This window comes from Tessaracoccus terricola (genome assembly GCF_054776555.1).
In genome coordinates this window covers 63,985-81,058 of sequence record NZ_BAAHBS010000001.1, presented here as the reverse complement: position 1 = coordinate 81,058, position 17,074 = coordinate 63,985, and the positions used below count along the sequence as shown (strand labels likewise).

Below are 17,074 nucleotides of genomic sequence, written 5' to 3'. Positions count from 1 at the left end.
GACATGCGTCTCCCCAGAACCGTCCTGTGCCTGGCCCTGATGTGCGCAACCCTGGTGGGCTGCTCAGCCTCCGGGCCGCCCGCGGCCCCGGTCCCGACCACCGGCAGCAGCGATTCGCAGCCCGCCAGCGAGGCGACGACTGGCGGCCATGGTGCCGTCGTCGGAGCGGCGGAGATGCCGGAGGCACAACTCGCTCTCGTCTCGATCGACGCAGGGGGCAACGCCAGCCTGCATGACCTGCTGACCGGCAGCGAGGAGAGTCTCCCGGACGTCGGGGAGCCGCTGGCGGTGGACACCGACGGGCGCTACGTCTTCGTGTCCACCGGATCCGGTCTGGACGTCCTGGACAGCGGCCGCTGGACCTGGGACCACTCGGACCACTTCCACTACTACCTCGCCGAGCCCGCGCTCGTGGGAACCGTCCCGGGTGACGGCCCGGCCACGGTGAGCACCGGGATGTTGGCCACCGCCGGCGGTACCGGCGCGTTCTTCCCGCAGTCCGGGGAGGCGGTCCTGCTGGACAACGCCGAGTTGGCGCGCGGCGTCGCCGGGGAGCTGTTCCGACTCCAGTTGCCACCGCACGACGGGATCGTCGCTCCCGTCGGGGAGGGCGCGCTCGTCACCGTGCCGGGGGCGGACGGCGTCGTCACGGAACTCGAGTACCGGGACGCCGACGGCCAGCCCGTACCTGACCTCCGGGTGGCGTGTCCCGCAGCCGCCGGCTCCATCACGACGCGGCTCGCGCTGGTGGTGGGGTGCGCCGACGGTGCGGTCCTGGCCACGCAGGGCGACGGCGGCGTCGAGCTGGAGAAGGTCCCGTACCCCGACGACGCGGCCGCGCCCGCGACGGTGTTCGCAGCCCGGAAGGGCCGACCCACCGTGGCCGGTGCGGGCACCGATTCCGGGATCTGGCTCCTGGACACCCGCAGCAGGAGTTGGCGGTGGGTGGCCGCCGGGTCGCCGCCGTTGCTGGCCGTCGCCGCCGACGACGAGGCCGGGCACGTGGTCGTCGTCGACCAGGCGGGTTCCGTGCAGGTCCTGACCGAGTCCGGCGCGGTGGTGGCAGCCACCGATCCCCTGCTGCGGCCGACGGACCTGGCCGGGGTCTCGCTCACCGTGGATGCCCAGCGCACCTACCTGAACGACCCGGCCGCGGGCGTGGTCCACGAGATCGCCCATGCCGACGCGGCCCGGGTGGCACGGACCATCGAGCCCGCCGTCGACCCCCTCTTCCTGGCGGAGGTGGGTCGATGAGGAGCCGTACGGCCCGGGCCGCACTCGCTGTGGTGCTCCTGTTCCTCACAGCGGCATGCACGGCGCCGGAGGACTCGTCGGAACCGGTCGTCTACGTCACCACCAACATCCTCGGTGACGTGGTGGAACAGGTGGTCGGTGACCAAGCGGACGTGGTGACTCTCATGAGGCCGAACTCCGACCCCCACTCGTTCGAGATCTCCGCGCAGCAGGCCGATGCGATGGGGCGGGCCGCGCTCGTGGTCTCCAACGGGGTGGGGCTCGAGGAGGGCCTCCAGCAGCACCTTGACAGGGTGCGCGACGACGGCGTCACCGTGTTCGCAGCGGGCGACCATGTCACCCTCCTGCCATACACCGGGGAGGCTGCGGGCAGCGACGACCCCCACTTCTGGACCGACCCGGGACGCATGCGGCAGGTGGTCGAGGCCCTCCAGGGGGAGCTCGCGGCCGTCGACGGCATCGACTCCGAGGCGCTGGTCGCCGGCACCAACTCCTACCTGGCACAGCTCGACGAGCTCGAACGGGAGATGGAGGCGTCCTTCGGGCGCATCCCCGAAGGCCAGAAGGCGCTGGTCACCAACCACCACGTCTTCGGCTACCTCGCCGAGAGGTTCGGCTTCCGCCTCGTGGGGGCAGCCATCCCGGGCGGCACCACGCTCGCCGCGCCCAGCGCCGCCGACCTTAAGGAGCTGGCCGAAGCGATCGAGTCCGCCGGGGTGCCCGCGATCTTCGCCGAGTCCTCACAACCTGACCGCCTGATGCAGGTGCTCGCCAGTGAGGTGGGACTCGAGGTGGAGGTCGTCGAGCTCTTCACCGAGTCCCTCACCGAACCCGACGGCGAGGCCGGCACCTACCTGTCCATGATGCGCGCCAACACCGAACGCATCACGGCGGCCCTGTCGCGGCAGCGCCCCAACTGACCCGCACCACAACCAACCAAGAAGGAAAGAAGGAATGACCATGACAAATCTGATCCGCACCGGGGGAGTCGCAGCCCTCGCCGGACTCGGCCTGCTGCTCTCGGCCTGCGCGCCGGGAACCCAGCAGGAGAGCCAGTCCCCGACCCCGCAGCAGTCCTCCAGTGCTGCCCGAACCGCCGCGGCCACCGCCGCGCCCCGGGGAGTGGAGGAGGGGGCTCCCGACTCGTCGAGGCTGGCGGTCGCCGTGGCCGGGGCCGTCCAGGTGCTCGACGGGCAGACGCTCGAGGTCCTGGCCGAGTTCGGCACGGAGGAGTTCACGAGGCTGAACGCGCTCGGCGACGGGCAGCACGTGCTGGTCACCACGTCGGCCGGGTTCCAGGTGCTCGACACCCTGGCTCCCGAGTTGACTGACACCGTCTTCCCGGCCGAGGCTGCCGGCCACGTGGTCAGGCACGCCGGCCTGACGGTCCTCTACGACGACGGCACTGGCCGCACCACGGTCTTCGAGACCGACGCGCTCGGTGCAGGAGCCGTTGAGATGCCCGAGACCCGCACCCACGAGGCCGCCGCGCCCCACCACGGCGTCTCCATCGTGCTGGAGGACGGAACCCTGCTGACCACCGTCGGTGATGCCGCCGGCCGCTCCGGCGCGATGGCACTCGAACCACACGACGACCACTGGCACGAGCATGCCGTCAATGACGAGTGCCCGGGCATCCACGGCGAGGGGACCGCAGCTGACGAGGCCGTGGTGTTCGGCTGCGAGGACGGCGCCCTGCTCTACGCCGACGGCGCGTTCCGCAAGCTCGCCGCCCCGGACGAGTTCGGCCGGATGGGCAATGCCTACGTGTCCGAGACCAGCCCGATCGTGGTGGGCGACTACAAGAGCGACCCGGATGCGGAGGGCTACCTGCTGTCCGCGGTGACGCTCATCGACACCGTTGCGGGGACGCTCGAGGTGGTCGAACTGCCCGACAACGTCCGCTACACGTACCGCGACGTCGCCCGAGGTCCCGGTGACCTGGCCTACGTCCTGTCCACCGACGGCTCGATCCACGTGCTGGACCCGGAGACCGGCGAGTTCACGGACGAGTTCCCCGTGGTGGAGCCGTGGGACGGCCCGGCCGATTGGCAGGACCCGCACCCGGCGATCGTCGTCGACGGGGACATCGCCTACGTGACCGAGCCCGCCTCCAACCAGGTGCATGCCGTGGACCTCACCAGCGGTGAGCGCCTGGCCAGTGTGGAGCTGGATGACGCGCCCAACGAGATGGCCGTGGCGCTGGGCTGACGGTGCGCACCCCCACAGGGCGCTGACCGCCGGGTCGGCGCCCTGTGTTGGGCACCAGCTCACCCCCGGTTTCGGCGACCATCGCTTGGGTCGTCGGGTGGCGACGGTTGGGGGCTTGGCTCCGAGGCCGGGGCGGCTTCGCTCGCGGTCGTGGCCGAACCGGCAGCCAAGGCGTCGAGGACTCCCAGCCCACTGATGGGCGGCTCACTGCGCATCACCTTGTTCACTGCGGTGCGGGCCTGCTGCGGTTCCTGGGCCAGGACGCTCTCGCGCCCGGCAACGTTAGCGGCGCCACAGACTGCGAAGAGGACGGCCACGACGTGGTCGGCGCGCAGGACGGCGTCGAGTGGCACCCGGATGGAGCCGATGTCCAAGAAGGCGTCGAAGAGGATGCGCACCCGGGGGTCAGCGGCCGCTCGCAAGGACTTCGCGGTTCCCTTGTTGAGCCCGACCATGACGCCGGCCTGGGCGGCGCCAGCGGCCTGGGCCAGCCGGGCCCCGAGCTTCCGCCTGCCCGGCTGCGGTTTGGTGAGCAGGTCCACCGAGACGACGCCGACCGTCGCCTCCCATGGCACGTCCAGGACGCCGGCGACGACGAACCCGCGCTTGTCCACCTTCAGGTAGTTCGGAGCGATCTCGGCCACTGCCAGCCGTTTCCGCATCCTGCCGAGGTAGCGGATCGCGAATGCCAGGACCAGTGCGAGAGCCCCGGTCAGGACGTAGGTGGCAGTGCGACCGGAACCGGTCACCACAAGCCATCCGAGCACGACCAGGGTCAACACCAGCACCGCGGCCGCCAGCACCGTCACCCAGCGGTTCCCGCGGATCCTGCGTGCCAGCAAGTCCTGGTGGACCGGCACGGTGATTCCCCGGCCCGTCTCGAAGAGTTGGACCCAGCCGTCGAAGGTGTTGGGTATTTGGTTCACTCGGCTGTTCCTCCTGCAGTTCGCCGCATCCGGTGAGGCTGACGTCCGACGCCGCCCCGGCTTCCCATTCTGAAACGAATCAACTGTTCGTTCTTGGGTCCTTGGAGGGGGCAGGAACGAACAGTTGACTTTTCTGCAGTGACCCCGGGCCACCGATCAGTGGTCCTGGACCCCCGAACCACTGGTCAAAGCCGCGACCTCAGGCGTCGGCGGAGTTCGAGCAGATGCCCGGTGCGCCGTCGTGGATGATCTTGCCGGGGTTCAGGTTGTTGCCGGGATCGATGCCCTCGAACAGCTTGCGCTGGATGTGGACGCCGGCGGGGGAGATGTCCTCGGCCATCCAGGGGCTGTGCTCCTCGCCGACGCCGTGGTGGTGCGAGACGGTGCCGTGGTGGTCCACGAACGTCTGCTGGATGGCGCGCTTGACGGCGTCGTAGGTGTCCAGGCACTCGTCGGAGTCGTCGGCGACGGCGAAGGTGAAGTACTGGCAGGCACCCGAGTGGTAGGAGTGCGAGAGGTGGGAGAACACCACGCCGCGCTTGCCGAGCGTGTCGAGCGTCTCCTGCACCGCCTGCTGCACCTTGGTGTGGAGGCTCTCGGCATAGGCCCACGGCGTCGTCGTCTCGGAGACGTCGCAGAGCATGCCGCGGTCCAGCATGAAGTCTCGGATGTAGGGGGTGTCGTACTTCTTCTGGTCGTACAGCGTACCGGGGCCCTTGCCCACGCCCATGCCGTTGTTGGCCTTGACGATCTTGGAGACCAGGCCCTTCTCGTAGCGGACGTGGTTGGGGCTGCCCTCGAAGCCGATGAAGGACATGCAGATCTTCTCGAGGTCCCAGCCCTTGGTCTCCATCACCTTCTGAACGCCCTTGTTGACGAGCTTGCTGATGCGGCCGGAGGCCTTGCCGTTGGCCATGATGTACTGCGTCTCGATCGGGTCGGACACGCGCGCCATCATGACGGCGGCGTCGGACTCGACGATCTGCTGGCAGGCGCGCAGCCCGTCGGCGTAGCTGGCGAAGAAGTAGGCCTGCAGCTCGCGCACCTCGGGGATGCGGTGCACCTGCACCCAGGCCTCGGTGATGATGCCGAGGCGGCCCTCGGAGCCGAGCACCATCTCACGCACGCTCGGCCCGGACGACGTCGACGGCAGGGGGCGCAGCGAGAGGATCTGGCCGGGCATCACCATGCGCAGGCCGCGCACGATGTCTGCGATGTCGCCGTACTTGTCGGACTGCATGCCGGAGCTGCGGGTGGCGATCCAGCCGCCGAGCGTGGACCACACGAACGAGTCGGGGTGATGACCCATCGTCCAGCCGCGGGCCTTCAGCTGGTCCTCCATGTCCGGGCCGAACACGCCGGCCTGGATGCGGGCGAGGCCGGACTCGGCGTCGATCTCCAGCACCTTGTTCAGGCGTCCCATGTTCACCGACAGCACCTGGCGGGTCTCGCCGGGCTCGGCCTCGAGGGCGGCGACGATGTTGGAGCCACCGCCGAAGGGGATCACGACGGCGTCGGCGGCGATGGCGGCGTCGACGATGCCCGCCACCTCCTCCTCGGTGCCGGGGTAGAGCACGACGTCGGGGACGCGGCCGAGTTCGCCGCGGCGCACGCGCACCAGGTCACGCACGCCCTTGCCGAAGGCGTGCACGACGCGGGTCTCGTCGTCGTCCTGGACGAACTTCTTGCCGAGGATGGCCTCCAGCTCACCGCGGAGCTGCTCGCCCAGCTGCGACGGCGGGACGTCGAGGGTCTCGAAGGCGGGCACGGACTGGACGGTGGTGGTGATGTCCACTCCCACCATCTTCTTCACGAATCCGGGGAACTTGGGCTTGTCGTGGTACTGGTAGGCCTTGCCCTCGTCGCCCCAGCCCCACCACTTCTGCTGCTTAACGCCCTGGATCATCAGTCCTCCTCGTCGGTCCGCAACCTGGCTTCCTCGGCCAGGGCGGAGATCTCGGTCTTGGCCGCCTTCTCGAGGGCGACGGTGTGTGCGTACTCGGAGAGCGTCTTTGCCCCGTACGCACGAGCAGTGGTGTCGTGGAGCTCGAGCACCCGACGACGCATCCGCTCGCTGAACTCGTGGGCGATCTCGCCCGGCAGCGGCCGCATGGGGCGGCCGATCACCACGTGCACCGGCGGGCGCCCCCGCGGCAGGTGCTTCTGCTGCGACGGCCAGGCCGCGTAGGCCCCGACCAGCGCGATCGGAACCGCCGGCACGCCCCGGGAGATGCACAGCGACGCGACGCCGGGCTTGAACGGCGCCATCGCCCCGGTGCGGCTGCGGGTGCCCTCGGGGAAGATCAGCAGCGGGATGCCGTCGGACAGCAGTGCCGAGGACATGCCGCGCACGTTCTTGTCCTTGCGACCCTTGCGCGCGTCGTCTTCGCGGTCCTTGCCGCGGTCGATGGGGAAGCCGTTGAAGAACAGCGACATCGGCCCGGACTTCCACCACTTGTCATAGAAGAAGTCGGCGGCCGCTCCGGCGGCCAGGTACTTGGAGAACTTACTGGGCAGCGCGCCGTAGATCAGCGGGGTGTCCAGGTGCGAGGAGTGGTTGGCGGCGACGACGAACGGTGCCTCGAGGCCGTCGAGGTTGGACAGCCCGTGCACGTGGACGCGCAGCAGCCGCCACACGTACGGGCGCAGGAGCAGCATCTGCGCCGCCTGCCGCGTCGTGGCGTTGAGGCGGGACCGGTAGCGCCCGCGGGAGTCGTCCTTCCTGGCCACTTCGACTCAGTGCTTCTTCCGGCTCTTGGAGAGCTTGGACGACACGAACCGGGTGAGGGCACGGGGGCCGTGGTCGCCGATGAACATGGCGAGCTTCCACTTGAACGTGGGGATGGACTCCACCTTGCCCTTCGCGGCGTCGTCGAGGCACTCGCGCACCAGCACGTCGGCGTCGATCCAGACGAAGCCCGGAAGGTTGGACGAGGAGATGCCGGCGCGCTCGTGGAACTCGGTGCGCACCCAGCCGGGGAGCAGGCCGGTGACGGTGACGCCGGTGCCCCTGAGCTCCAGGGCCAGTGCCGTGGAGTAGGTGCGGGCCCAGGCCTTGATGGAGGAGTAGTTGCCGGAGAAGATCGCGGCGGACGACGAGGCGACGTTGATGATCTGGCCGCGGCCGCGCTCGGACATCGCCCGACCGGCGGCGCCGCCGAGGATCAGCACGGCCAGGCACATGACGTCGAGCGCCTTCACGTGGGTGTCGATGGCGGACTCGTCCAGCAGGGACGAGTGCAGCCCGAAGCCGGCGTTGTTGACCAGCATGTCGACGGGGCGGGCCTGGTCCTCGAGCCGTCCGGCCACCCGGTCCACGTCGTCGCGCACGGACAGGTCCGCGGTCAGGACCTCCACCTCGACGCCGTGGGCGGCGCGCAGCTCGTCGGCCACCTTCTCCAGGCGTTGGGTGTCCCGGGCGACGATGACGAGGTCGTTGCCTCTGGCGGCCAGCTCGCGTGCGAACGCGTTGCCGATACCCGCCGTCGCGCCCGTGATCAGTGCCGTTGCCATGACGTCTACCGTATCGCCTCCGAGAAGCCTTCCGGAACAGCTCCACGACGACGTCGCGTCGGTGGTGGGAGGACCACAGCGCGGTGGGTCACCACTTGTCGGACCCCCACAACAGGGTCAGCCCTGGGCGAGCACCTCGAGGGTCTCGCGGGCCATCGCCAGCTCCTCGTTGGTGGGCACCACGAGGACGCGCACCTTGGACTCGGGCGTGGAGATCTCGCGCGGCTGCTTGGAGCGCACTTGGTTGGCGGCGTCGTCGAGGATGAAACCGAGGCCCTCGAGGCGCTTGATCGCCTTCTCGCGCACGGGAGCGGAGTTCTCGCCGACACCGGCGGTGAACACCAGCACGTCCACGCCGCCGAGGACCGCCATGTAGGAGCCGATGTAGCTGATCAGGCGGTGGACGTAGATGTCGAGGGCGAGTTCGGCCTGCGCGTCGCCGGCCTCGATGGCGGCCACGACGTCGCGCATGTCGGTGAAGCCGCACAGGCCGCCCATGCCGGAGGACTTGTTCAGCATGTCGTCGATCTCCAGCAGGGTCATGCCCTTGCCGGCGAGGAACTTGGGCATGCCCGGGTCGATGTCACCGGAGCGGGTGCCCATGACGAGGCCCTCAAGTGGGGTGAGGCCCATGGAGGTGTCGACGGCGACGCCGCCCTTGACCGCGGAGATGGAGGCGCCGTTTCCGAGGTGGGCGACGATGATGTTGAGGTCCTCGACGGGCTTGCCCAGGAACTCGGCGGCCTTCTTGGAGACGTAGCTGTGGCTGGTGCCGTGGAAGCCGAAGCGGCGGATGCGGTACTTCTTGGTGACCTCGCGGTTGATGGCGTAGGTGTAGGCCTCGGGCGGCAGCGTCGAGAAGAACGCGGTGTCGAAGATGGCGACGTGGGGCACCTCGGGCAGGATCTCCATGGCGGCCTCGATGCCCGCCACCGACGGCGGGTTGTGCAGCGGCGCCAGCTCGGAGAGCTCCTTGAGCTTGTCGATCACGGCCTGGCTGATGCGCACCGACTCCTTGAACGTGTTGCCGCCGTGCACGGTGCGGTGGCCGACGGCGATGACGTCGGACAGCGACGGGCCGTGGCTGTTGAACTGCTCCACCACCGCGGCCACGGCCTCGGTGTGGTTGGCGAAGTCCTGGTCCAGGTGGAACTCCCGGCCCGCCACCTCGTGGGAGAGCGTGGAACGTCCCTGACCGATCCGCTGCACGATCCCGACCGCCAGCGGCTGGGTCTGCTCCGGGTCAAGCAACTGGTACTTGATGGATGACGAACCGCAGTTCAGGAGCAGGATGGGCTGGGACACGTTCGGACTCTTCTCTAGCTGGGACTGGTCGTGGCCAATGCTGCCAGCCGCCAGTTCCGGACTTTCGACCGGGGTCAGGTGGGATTGTTCTGGGCCTGGATGGCGGTGATGGTGATGGTGGAGACGATGTCGTCCACCAGCGCCCCGCGGGACAGGTCGTTGACGGGCTTGTTCAGGCCCTGCAGCACCGGCCCGATGGCAACGGCGCCGGAGGTCCGCTGGACCGCCTTGTAGGTGTTGTTGCCGGTGTTCAGGTCCGGGAAGATGAACACCGTCGCACGGCCCGCAACCTCGGAGTTCGGCATCTTCTTGGCCGCGACGGTGGCGTCGACGGCGGCGTCGAACTGGATGGGGCCCTCCACCTTCAGGTGCGGCGCCCGCTCCCGCACCAGCGCGGTGGCCTCGCGCACCTTGTCCACGTCGGCGCCCGTGCCCGAGTCTCCCGTGGAGTAGCTGAGCATCGCGATCCGCGGCTCCACGTCGAAGGCCTGGGCGGTCTCCGCGGAGCTGATGGCGATGTCGGCGAGCTGCTCCGCCGTCGGGTCCGGGTTCACGGCGCAGTCGGCGTAGACGACGACGCGGTTGCTCATGGCCATCAGGAAGGAGCCGGACACGACGCCGACGCCCGGCTTGGTCTTCACGAACTCCAGCGACGGGCGGATGGTGTTGGCGGTGGTGTTGATCGCGCCGGAGACCATGCCGTCGGCCAGGCCCTGGTGGACCATCATCGTGCCGTAGTAGGACGGGTCCGAGAGCTTCTCGCGGGCCTGCTCGATGGAAACATTCTTGTGGGCGCGCAGCTCGGCGTACTTGGCCGCGAACTGCTCGAACTCCTCGCCATCACCGATCTTCACCACCGTGGCGTGGTTCAGGTTGATGCCCAGTTCGGTGGCGCGGCGGCTGACCTCGGCCGGGTCGCCCAGCAGTGTGATGTCCGCGACGCCGCGGTCCAGGACGATGGAGGCGGCCTGCAGCACGCGGTCGTCGGAGCCCTCGGGCAGCACGATCCGCTTGCGGTCCTGCCGGGCCAGCTGCATCAGCTGGTGCTCGAACATGGTTGGCGTGCGGATCTCCGAGCGCGGCAGCTCGATGGCCGCCAGCAGCGCGTCGGCGTCGACGTGGTTGGCGAACAGGGTGCGGGCCACATCACGCTTGCGGGCCGAGCCGGTGGAGATGCCCACCACCTCGCGCAGGGTGGCGGCGGTCTCGAACGTGTCGTCGTGGGTCTTGGCGATGGTCAGGTCCACCTTGGTGGCGCGCAGCAGCGTCTCGATGGACTCCGGGATCTCGAACCCGCCGGTCAGGAAGATGGCGGACAGGGGCCCGAACGCCGTCGACTCGTGCGCCCACAGCAGACCCGGCAGCAGGTCCAGGCGGTCAGCGGCGACGACGACGGTGGACTCCGGGTGCAGGCGCGTCAGCAGGTTGGGCAGGGTCATGCCCGCGATCACGGTGTGCAGCGACTCGCGGTCCAGGAAGTCCGGGTTGCCGAGCCACAGTTCGGCGTCCACGGCCTCCATCTGCATCCGCACCGACGGCGCGCCCAGGACGGGCTCGGCCGGCAGCACCGAGACCGGGACGGGGCGCACGCCCTTGAGGGCAGTGGCTACGGCGTCCACGTCGTCGGGGTTGGTGCGGGTGGCGATGATGCCGACGACGGTGTTGTGGCGGGCCTCGTAGGCCTCGATGGACTCCTCGGCCATGCGGCGCACCTGGTCCACCGAGCGCTTCGCGGCGCGCACCACGAACAGCACGGGGGAGTTCAGGTTGGCGGCGATGGTGGCGTTGGTGTCCAGCTCGGTGCCGCCGGCGATGTAGTCGTAGTCGGAACCGAGCACGACGATGGCGTCGCACCGCTCCGCGAGGGCGGCGTACTTGCTGACGATGACGTCCATGGCCTGGTCCGGGTCGTCGGCGTAGTCGTCGTAGGTGACGCCGACGGCGTCGCTGAAGTTCTTGTTGCGGATGGCCTTCTGGGACAGCAGGGCCTGCGTGACGGTGTCTTTCTCGAGCGAGTGGACCAGCGGTCGGAACACGCCGACCGTCTTCACCTGGCGCGCGAACAACTCGATCACGCCTAGGGCGATCGCGCTCTTGCTGACCTGCTTCTCTGCCGAGGCAACGTACACGCTCTTAGTCACGTCGCCCACCCTACCGTTCAGGTTTGTGGAGATGGTGGGTGTCCCCAACTTGGCCTCCGGTGGTGTGGCGACGGGGCGGTCGGCCGGGGCGTTAGGGTTCCACCCATGCGGACAACGAGGACCGAGTACGACCTCCTGGGCAGTCGTGAAGTGCCGAACAGTGCCTACTGGGGGATCCACACGCTGCGGGCGATGGAGAACTTCACCATCAGCGACAGGACCATCAACGACATCCCGCAGCTGATCCGGGCGATGGTGCAGGTGAAGAAGGCGGCCGCGCACGCCAACCTGGAACTGGGGACGCTGAGCCCCGAGGTGGGCACGGCCATCATCTGGGCCTGCGAGCGCGTGCTGGACGACGGCTGGTGCATGGACCAGTTCCCCGTGGACCAGTTCCAGGGCGGGGCGGGCACCTCGGTGAACATGAACACCAACGAGGTGCTGGCCAACCTGGCCCTGGAGCACCTGGGGCAGCCGAAGGGCAACTACGAGGTGGTCAGCCCCAACGACCACGTCAACCGCAGCCAGTCCACCAACGACGCCTACCCGACGGGGCTGCGGATCGCGCTCGACGAACTGCTAGGGGAGTTGGTGGGTGAGGTGGAGGACCTGGCGCAGGCCTTCGTCGCCAAGGGCCACGAGTTCGCCGAAATCCTCAAGATGGGGCGCACCCAGCTGCAGGACGCGGTGCCCATGACGCTCGGCAACGAGTTCACCGCGTTCGGGGTCACCATCGAGGAGGAGCTGCGCCACCTGGAGGGGGCGCGGGGCCTGATGCTGGAGGTGAACCTGGGGGCCACGGCCATCGGCACCGGAATCAACACTCCCGAGGGGTATGCGGAGCTGGCGGTGGAGAAGCTCGCCGCCGTCACCGGACGTCCCTGCGTCGGTGCGCCCAACCTGATCGAGGCCACCAGCGACACCGGGGCGTACGTGATGGCGTCGGCCGCCCTGAAACGCCTCGCCGTGAAGCTGTCCAAGATCTGCAACGACCTGCGACTGCTGTCCTCCGGACCGCGCGCCGGGCTGCACGAGATCAACCTGCCCCAGCGGCAGGCGGGCTCCTCGATCATGCCGGCCAAGGTGAACCCGGTGATCCCCGAGGTGGTCAACCAGGTCTGCTTCAAGGTGATCGGCAACGACGTGTGCATCGGCCTCGGCGCCGAGGCCGGGCAGCTGCAGCTGAACGTGATGGAGCCGGTGATCGCCGAGGCGCTGGTGGAGTCGCTGGTGCTGCTGCGCAACTCCATCCACACCCTGCGGATCCACTGCGTCGAGGGCATCACCGCCAACCCGGAGGTCTGCCTCGGCTACGTCACCAACTCCATCGGTCTGGTGACCTACCTCAACGACTACATCGGCCACCGCGCCGGCGACGAGGTGGGCCGGGAGGCGGCCCGCAGTGGCCGGAGTGTGCGCGACATCGTGCTGGAGCGGGAGCTGATGGACCCCGAACTGCTGGAGAACGTGCTGTCCATCCAGAACCTGGTGCGGGGCCGCGGCCCCGGTGGGTAGGTTCCTGCCGGGTCACGAGTGCGTGTGACTCAGGGCTCCAACTGCCAAGCTCTCCGTTTCAGCCAGCAGCAGGCCCCGAGTAGGTGTGACCCAGAGCTCCGACTGCCAAGCTCTCGGTTACAGCCAGCAGCAGGCCCCGAGTAGGTGTAACCCAGAGCTCGAACTGCCAAGCTCTGGGTTACCCGTTCCCCGGGTGGTCAGCTGAACTTGACGATGTTGTTGAAGACCCATTTGGTGGTGACGGTGTAGGTGTAGCCGCCGCTGGGCTTGGGGGTGGCGTCGGCGACCCGGGCCTGGACGTAGCTGCGGCAGCCGTTGCGGCCGGTGTTGGTGGTGTCGCATTCGGTGCGCCACTTGCGGCCGTCGTCGGCCGTCCATTCGCCCTTCTTTCCGAGGGGGTTGTTGGCCCATTGGGTGCGGGGGCTGGGGTTGTAGGTGAGGTTGTTGAAGGCCCAGTCGGTGACGCGGGTGTAGGTGCCGCCTGAGTAGATGACTTGGGTGGCGATGATCTCGGTGCGGCAGCGGGTGGTCTGGGAGTAGGGCTCGCAGGCGGTCTTCCAGTCGCGGCCGTTGAAGTGGTGGTAGCCGGGGGTGGTGTAGATGGTCTCGGCGGTGCTGGGTGTGGCGATGTAGCCGCGCTTCGAGCCGTCGTCCAAGGTGGCCATTCCGACGAGTTGGCCCGAAGCGTTGATGTCATTCACGGTCTGCAGGGCAAATCCGACGCGGCGGGGGACCAGCGAGTTCAGCGCATAGGCCTTGCCGTCGACCCACACGGCTGGCTGCTTCCCGGCACCTCCCGCTATCACGCCGTCGTTGTTTATGACCTGGGCGCAAGTGCCGTCCGAGCCTGCCAGGGGTGCGAGGTCGGTGACATCGCCGGTTGCGGAGAAGATCCGCGTGCCCCTCACCGTCGGCCAGGTGGTGCTGACCGGGCGGCATTCCACAGATGTCCCGGCGTCGTTGACAGCCGTCATCTCGTTGCTGACCGAGCCCGTTCCCGAACCGAGGAGCCGGGCGTTCCCATCCACCCAGAGAGTGGCCCCGCCGCCATAGACCTGCCCGGCGACGAAGCGGCCGTTCGGTGAGATGGACATCACCTGAGATGGGGTCGATCCGGCAGGAGGCGTCTGTTGCGTGAGTGCGTTGGGCGCGGTTGCGGTGTACCCCATGCCGCTGGCGCTCTGGATCAGGGCAACACCACTCTCTGAGATGCCGCGGGCGAAGTGTTCCGATTCCTCACGCAGTTCGAAGCTGGCAACGGAGCCGTGCTGGTACCAGTAGGGATTGCGGTCCCCTGCGTAGCTCTGCCCGAGGATCACGCCGGTGCCTGAGATGTCCACGGCCATGCCGTAGCCGGCTCCGAGGGTGACGCCACGGTTGGAACGAGACGTCCAAAGAGTCCCCCTTGCGATGTTCCCTTCCGTTCCGGACCATCCGACGACATCGCCCGCGTCGTTGAGGCCGAGAGCCTCGGAAGTCACATGCCCGGCAGCTGGTTGCAGCAGCATCACCGAGTACGACGGTGGTTCTGCGGCTTGGGCGGGTTGGGTGGCGAGGATGCTGCCGCCGAGGACGAGTGCGCCGGCTGCGCAGGTGGACAGGATTCGCTTCATCGGGTTCCTCCGGGGGTCGGGGTTCTCCCGGGTTAACGCGATCGGGTCTGCTCCAGGTGCACAAGGTTTGGAAAATGGTTGGAGCGGACGGCTCCGTCTCCGGTGCCGTCCGCTCGACTCGGCTTGGTCAGCTGAACTTCACGATGTTGTTGAAGACCCATTTGGTGGTGACGGTGTAGGTGTAGCCGCCGCCGGGCTTGGGGGTGGCGTCGGCGACGCGGGCCTGGACGTAGCTGCGGCAGCCGTTGCGGCCGGTGTTGGTGGTGTCGCACTCGGTGCGCCACTTGCGGCCGTCGTCGGCGGTCCACTCGCCCTTCTTGCCGAGGGGGTTGTTGGCCCATTGGGTGCGGGGGCTGGGGTTGTAGGTGAGGTTGTTGAAGGCCCAGTCGGTGACGCGGGCGTACGCGCCGTTGCGGTGGACCACCTGGGTGGCGATGATCTCGGTGCGGCAGCGGGTGGTCTGGGAGTAGGGCTCGCAGGCGGTCTTCCAGTCGCGGCCGTTGAAGTGGTGGTAGCCGGGGATGGTGTAGATGGTCTCGGCGGTGCTGGGCGTGGCGATGAAGCCGCGGTGGGTGCCGTCGGCGAGGCGGGCCGTCCCGACGAGCTGCCCGGAAGCGTTGATGCCGCTCACCGAGGTGAGGGTGTAGCCCGCGCGCCGGGTGGCGAGGGCATTGAGGTCATGCACTGCGCCGTCCACCCACACCACCGCCCGCGAGTCGCCGTTGGTGGTGCTTGAGGTGCCTGCGATGGCGCCAGCATTGTTGATGGCCGACGCGCAGGCGCTTGGGAATCCGCCGAGCGCCGGCAGGCGGGTGGCCGAGCCGTCGGCGGCGAAGCGCAGGGCGGCGCCGGTCCCGGAGATGGTTGCGCAGCCCACCGCCACCCCGCCGTCGTTGACCGACGAGATGAGGGCGTTGCTGGCGCTTGCCGGGCCGGCCAGCAATCTTCCCACGCCGTCGCTCCACAGGGCTGCGACGGTGGTGCTGCCCTGGGTGGCGTGCCCTCCGACGTGGCGGCCGTTGTCCGAGATCGCGGTTCCGGATGGTGCAGTCGCTCCGGCAGGGGTGGGTAGTGCCGTGGCGGCGGTGGGACTGGTGACGGTGAACACCTCGCTGGCCTCGGCCTGGACGGTGAGCACTGCCGTGCCGGTATCCGAGATCTGGCCGACCCTGCTGTAGGCGCCGTCGTGCTCGATGTTCGAACCGTTCCCACCGGCGAACCAGAATGCGCTGGGCTGGCCCATTGCCCAGTTGCCCACGATGGTGCCGTTGCCGGCGATGTCCAGCCGCTGCGCATTCGGGAAGCTCGACGAGACCGCGGTGCCGTGGCTGGACCGTGACTTCCACAGCGTGGCGTGACCGCCGCCGTCGATCGTGGTGCCTGACGGCTGGGACGAGCCGACGACGTCGCCGCGGCCGTTGATGCCCGAGGCGTAGGAGTTGGGCTGCCCGCCGATGGGCTGGAGCAGCATGACGGCGTACGACGACGGGGTCGCCGCCTGCGCCGGTTGGGCGGACAGGACAATGCCGCCGACGACGAGCGCGCCCGCGGCGCACCCGGTCAGGAATCGCTTCATCGGTCTTCCTCCAGATTGAGCTGTGCGGCGCTGATTGGCGTCGTGTTCCACATAACGCGATTGGGGCTGCGCTGGGTGCACAAAGCTCCGGAAGTGGTTGGAGCGGACGGCTCCGTCTCGGGTGCCGTCCGCTCCAGGCTCCAGTTCGGATCAGGTGGCTGGTGCGCTCGGCTCCGTCTGCGGTGCTGTGCGCTCCACCGAGCTTGCTCCAAGTGATTCAGCCTTGCTTCAGCGACTCCTTCAGCCACGTGATCTCAGCCGTGTGCTCGCCGGAGTCGCCGGGTGTCTCCAGGATGACGTTGGCGCCCGCCTCACGGACCACGTGCAGGAGCAGCTGGGGGTCGATCTTGCCGTGGCCCAGGTTGGTGTGGCGGTCGGCCCCGGAGCCTGCCTCGTCGCGGGAGTCGTTGCAGTGGACCAGGTCGATGCGGCCGGTGATGGCGCGGATGTCGTCGACGACGGTGGACAGGTCCAGCCCCGCGGCGTGGGCGTGGCAGGTGTCCAGGCAGAAGCCCACCATGTCGATGTTGTCCGAGTCCGCGATGGCGTCCCAGGTGCGGCCGATGGCCTCCAGCGTGCGCGCCATGGCGTTGGCGCCGCCGGCGGTGTTCTCGATGAAGATCGGCACGTCCAGCTTCAACCCGTCGATGCACTTGCGCCAGTTGACGTAGCCGGCCTCCGGGTCGTCGTTCGCGGTGACGTGACCACCGTGGACGACGACGCCCCGCGCGCCCGCCGCGGCCGCCTCCGTCACCGTCTGCTGCAGGATCTTGCGCGACGGGATCCGGATGCGATTGTTGGTGGAGGCCACGTTGATCACGTAGGGGGAGTGGACGTAGAGCCCGATCCCCGCCTCCTCCGCGTCAGCCCGCAGTGCCGCGGCGCCGCCGTCGTAGTCCGAGACCGGCTTCTTCCAGCTCTGCGGGTCGCCCAGGAAGATCTGGGCGATGTCCGCACCCCTGGCGGCCGACTCGACGATGGGGTTCTCGCGGCGTACGTGTCCTCCGAACTGAATCATGG

Annotated in this window: 13 protein-coding genes; 4 read left to right on the top strand and 9 right to left on the bottom strand. The window is 68.7% G+C overall.

Annotated elements, in window-relative coordinates:
* Positions 1-3 precede the first annotated feature (3 nt).
* Genes ACYU7G_RS00405 through aztD form a run of 3 tightly spaced genes read left to right on the top strand, consistent with a single transcriptional unit; the run spans position 4 to position 3,465 of the window.
* The gene (locus ACYU7G_RS00405) at positions 4-1,254 is read left to right on the top strand and encodes an ABC transporter (protein ID WP_461103614.1); all 1,251 of its coding nucleotides are present in this window, start codon (positions 4-6) and stop codon (positions 1,252-1,254) included.
* On the top strand, positions 1,251-2,174 hold the full coding sequence (aztC, locus tag ACYU7G_RS00400; protein WP_461103612.1) for a zinc ABC transporter substrate-binding protein AztC: 924 nt from the start codon (positions 1,251-1,253) through the stop codon (positions 2,172-2,174). The genes ACYU7G_RS00405 and aztC overlap by 4 nt, the downstream gene beginning before the upstream one ends.
* Before the next feature lie 40 nt (positions 2,175-2,214).
* The gene (gene aztD, locus ACYU7G_RS00395; RefSeq protein WP_461103610.1) at positions 2,215-3,465 is read left to right on the top strand and encodes a zinc metallochaperone AztD; all 1,251 of its coding nucleotides are present in this window, start codon (positions 2,215-2,217) and stop codon (positions 3,463-3,465) included.
* 59 nt (positions 3,466-3,524) lie between these two features.
* Here the strand turns inward: aztD and ACYU7G_RS00390 are convergent, their stop codons facing one another.
* The 6 genes from ACYU7G_RS00390 to pta form a co-directional block, all read right to left on the bottom strand.
* Positions 3,525-4,391, bottom strand: coding sequence for a hypothetical protein (locus tag ACYU7G_RS00390; protein WP_461103608.1), 867 nt, complete (start codon positions 4,389-4,391; stop codon positions 3,525-3,527).
* 199 nt (positions 4,392-4,590) lie between these two features.
* Complete coding sequence (locus ACYU7G_RS00385; RefSeq protein WP_461103606.1) at positions 4,591-6,297, bottom strand: FAD-binding oxidoreductase; 1,707 nt, start codon at positions 6,295-6,297, stop codon at positions 4,591-4,593.
* The gene (locus ACYU7G_RS00380; protein ID WP_461103604.1) at positions 6,297-7,121 is read right to left on the bottom strand and encodes a lysophospholipid acyltransferase family protein; all 825 of its coding nucleotides are present in this window, start codon (positions 7,119-7,121) and stop codon (positions 6,297-6,299) included. The genes ACYU7G_RS00385 and ACYU7G_RS00380 overlap by 1 nt, the downstream gene beginning before the upstream one ends.
* Positions 7,122-7,127: 6 nt before the next feature.
* Entirely contained in the window at positions 7,128-7,904 is a 777-nt protein-coding gene (locus ACYU7G_RS00375) for an SDR family NAD(P)-dependent oxidoreductase (protein ID WP_461103602.1), read from the bottom strand.
* Between the two features lie 117 nt (positions 7,905-8,021).
* Positions 8,022-9,209, bottom strand: coding sequence for an acetate/propionate family kinase (locus ACYU7G_RS00370; RefSeq protein ID WP_461103600.1), 1,188 nt, complete (start codon positions 9,207-9,209; stop codon positions 8,022-8,024).
* A gap of 74 nt (positions 9,210-9,283) precedes the next feature.
* On the bottom strand, positions 9,284-11,350 hold the full coding sequence (pta, locus tag ACYU7G_RS00365) for a phosphate acetyltransferase (protein WP_461103598.1): 2,067 nt from the start codon (positions 11,348-11,350) through the stop codon (positions 9,284-9,286).
* A 105-nt stretch (positions 11,351-11,455) separates the two neighbouring features.
* Here pta and aspA point away from each other — a divergent pair, with 105 nt between their 5' ends.
* A complete protein-coding gene (gene aspA, locus ACYU7G_RS00360) occupies positions 11,456-12,865 on the top strand; it encodes an aspartate ammonia-lyase (protein WP_461103596.1) in 1,410 nt (469 codons plus the stop codon).
* A 197-nt stretch (positions 12,866-13,062) separates the two neighbouring features.
* On the opposite strand, the gene ACYU7G_RS00355 is transcribed toward aspA, so the two are convergent.
* The 3 genes from ACYU7G_RS00355 to ACYU7G_RS00345 all read right to left on the bottom strand — a co-directional run bounded on the left by ACYU7G_RS00355 (position 13,063) and on the right by ACYU7G_RS00345 (position 17,072).
* Positions 13,063-14,478: a hypothetical protein gene (locus ACYU7G_RS00355; protein WP_461103594.1), complete on the bottom strand. Its 1,416-nt coding sequence runs from the start codon at positions 14,476-14,478 to the stop codon at positions 13,063-13,065.
* 127 nt (positions 14,479-14,605) lie between these two features.
* Positions 14,606-16,054, bottom strand: a complete 1,449-nt coding sequence (locus tag ACYU7G_RS00350) for a hypothetical protein (protein WP_461103592.1) — start codon at positions 16,052-16,054, stop codon at positions 14,606-14,608.
* A 217-nt stretch (positions 16,055-16,271) separates the two neighbouring features.
* The gene (locus ACYU7G_RS00345) at positions 16,272-17,072 is read right to left on the bottom strand and encodes a deoxyribonuclease IV (RefSeq protein WP_461103590.1); all 801 of its coding nucleotides are present in this window, start codon (positions 17,070-17,072) and stop codon (positions 16,272-16,274) included.
* Positions 17,073-17,074: the final 2 nt, after the last annotated feature.